3 protein-coding genes and 2 pseudogenes are annotated in these 2,708 nt (G+C 66.4%); all 5 read left to right on the top strand.

From position 1 onward, the window contains the following. Nucleotides 1-699: pseudogene (locus DBR22_RS15390) on the top strand (PspC domain-containing protein); the annotation flags it as partial. Nucleotide 700: 1 nt separating this feature from the next. Next, entirely contained in the window at nucleotides 701-1,042 is a 342-nt protein-coding gene (locus tag DBR22_RS24605) for a hypothetical protein (RefSeq protein ID WP_258229232.1), read from the top strand. A gap of 3 nt (nucleotides 1,043-1,045) precedes the next feature. Beyond that, entirely contained in the window at nucleotides 1,046-1,303 is a 258-nt protein-coding gene (locus DBR22_RS15380) for a PspC domain-containing protein (RefSeq protein WP_108599747.1), read from the top strand. A gap of 162 nt (nucleotides 1,304-1,465) precedes the next feature. After that, the gene (locus DBR22_RS15375; RefSeq protein ID WP_108599746.1) at nucleotides 1,466-2,491 is read left to right on the top strand and encodes an ATP-dependent 6-phosphofructokinase; all 1,026 of its coding nucleotides are present in this window, start codon (nucleotides 1,466-1,468) and stop codon (nucleotides 2,489-2,491) included. Nucleotides 2,492-2,518: 27 nt separating this feature from the next. Then, nucleotides 2,519-2,708 (top strand): annotated as a pseudogene (locus tag DBR22_RS24600) (GNAT family N-acetyltransferase); the annotation flags it as partial.

The raw sequence follows: 2,708 nt of genomic DNA, 5'->3' as shown, positions 1-2,708 counted from the left end.
CCCTATGGCGGAACACCCTACGGTGGAGGCCAGCCGCCGCGCGGCCCGGCCCGCGAACCCGTAGACCGGCCCGCCGGTCCCGGCACACCCGCCGTGGCCATCAGCGCAGGGGCGGCCCTCCTGGTGGGCGGCGGCCTCAAGGCCCTCGACGCCGGAAACGTGATCGACCTCGGCGACTCGGCCAACGCCGTGGTGTGGGCGAGTGCCGCGGCGGTCCTCGGGCTGGGCATCCTCCTCTCCGGGATCCGCGGCCGCACCGCAGGCATCCTGAGCTTCTTCGCGGTGGTGGCCCTGGTCACCGGCGGCATCTTCAACGTCGTGGGCAACGGGGACAGGGTCCGCTTCCAGCAGGTTGACTGGACACCCGTGAACATCGAACAGGCCACCGAAGGCCTCGACATCACTGCCGGCGACGGAACTGTTGACCTCACCGAGCTGCAGCTCAATCCCCCGCTCAGCTCCGACGTCGTGGTTCCGCTGAACATCACCGCCAGCAATGTCACGGTTGTCATCCCTGACGACGTTCCTGTAGACGTCCGGGCGGACATGACGCTGGGCAACCTCAACGAGGGTGGCAACCGCCGCAGCGGCGGCACCACCACCCGCGAAAGCAACTACAACACCAACGAACCGGGCAGGCACCTGGTCATCGAAATAGACGGCACTGTCAGCAACGTCACTATCCAGGAAGGCAACTGAGATGAGCAGCATGAGTTCAAATTCAGATCAGTACAGGCCCGATCCCACACCCTCGGATCCCTACTCTGCAAAAACTCCGGCATCTGCGAACACTCCGGCCTCTTCGACACCGGACCGCAGTGACGGGCCCGGGACCCCGTCGGCCAGGGTGGGAACCGTGGTCTGGGGGCTGATCGTGGTGGCCCTCGCCGCCCTGATCATCATCGGCCAGCTGGGTATCGTCACCCTCAACGGCACCTACGTACTCATCGGCCTGATGATCGGAGCCGGCGCGGCGCTGGTGGTGGGCGGGCTCCTCTCGGCCCGGAAACGTGACAACGGATCAACAACAGGGAAGTCTTGAACCATGGAAAAATTCTTCAGTATCGTCAGGGGCTTCGGCCTGAAACGCGGGCCCGACCGCTGGCTGGGCGGGGTCTGCGGCGGCATCGCAGCGAAGCTCAACGTGGATGTGGCGTTTGTCCGGATCGCTTTCCTGCTCTTCTGCCTTCTCCCCGGCCCGGCGGTGGTCTTCTACATCGCTGCGTGGCTCGTCCTCCCGGACCAGCGGAACTCCATCCCGTTGGAGGGTTTCCTGGACCGCCGGTCGCTGGACCGCCCCTGACCTGACCTTCAAATGCCTCCGCCCCACCGGGCGGGGGCATTTGCGGTTGTCCACGGACCGGTCACCGGTTTGTGGTGTACCCCACACCCGCCACTACAATCTAGGTGAGCTCAGCGTGGCGCTCTGCCTGTACACCCACTGAACCAGGATTTGAGCCGAGACATGAAAATTGGAATTCTCACCAGCGGCGGCGACTGCCCCGGACTGAACGCGGTCATCCGCGGCGCCGTCCTTAAGGGCATCGCCATCCACGGCCACGAATTCGTAGGTTTCCTCGATGGTTGGCGCGGCGTCGTGGAGGGGGACATCATCGACATCCCCCGCACCATGGTCCGCGGCATCGCCAAACAGGGCGGCACCATCCTGGGCACCTCCCGCACCAACCCGTTCGAAAACGGCGGCGGTCCCGAGGTCATCAAAGCCCACATGGACCGGCTGGGCATCGACGCCATCATCGCCATCGGCGGCGAAGGGACCCTCGCCGCGGCCAAGCGGCTCACCGACGTCGGCCTCAAGATCGTGGGTGTCCCCAAGACCGTGGACAACGATCTTGACGCCACGGACTACACCTTCGGTTTCGACACCGCTGTCCAGATCGCCACCGAGGCCATCGACAGGCTCCGGACCACCGGCGAATCCCACCACCGCTGCATGATCGCCGAGGTCATGGGCCGGCACGTGGGCTGGATCGCCCTGCACGCCGGCATGGCCGCGGGCGCACACGCCATCCTGATCCCCGAGCAGAAGGTCAGCATCGAGCAGATCACCGAGTGGGTCCAGGAAGCCCACGACCGCGGCCGCGCGCCCCTGGTGGTGGTGGCCGAAGGCTTTGTGCCCGAACACATGGAATCCCCCCACTCCGAGCGCGGGCTGGACACCTTCGGGCGGCCCCGGCTGGGCGGCATCGCGGACCAGCTCGCCCCTGAACTCGAGGCCCGCACCGGCATCGAAACCCGCGCCACCATCCTTGGCCACATCCAGCGCGGCGGCGTTCCCTCCGCCTTCGACCGCGTCCTGGCCACGCGGCTGGGCATGGCGGCCATCGACTCCGTGGTGGAAGGCTACTGGGGCACCATGGTGGCGCTCAAGGGCACCGACATTGAACACGTGGGCTTCGAGAAAGCTTTGGGACAGCTGAAGACCGTGCCGCAGAACCGGTACGACGAAGCCGCTGTCCTGTTCGGCTGAGCAGCCCACTCCCCCTAGGCTGGGCATATGACTCTTGACCCCGGTTCCGCCGCCATCATCCAGCTCGCCTGGGCCCGGCATCTGGGGCTCGACGACGACGCCTTCGGTGCGTCGCTGGCAACCGGCGAGCGGGTGGTCCGGGCGGATGAATCGGTCAGGACCGTTGAGTTCGTTCGGCTGTTCGGCAGTTCGGCGCTGGTTGGCCCGCAGTGGGTTA

Origin of the sequence: Arthrobacter sp. HMWF013 (assembly GCF_003061105.1) — a bacterium.
GTDB lineage: Bacteria > Actinomycetota > Actinomycetes > Actinomycetales > Micrococcaceae > Arthrobacter.
Note: the sequence above shows the minus strand (reverse complement) of the source record. Positions and strands in the feature narration are given on the sequence as shown.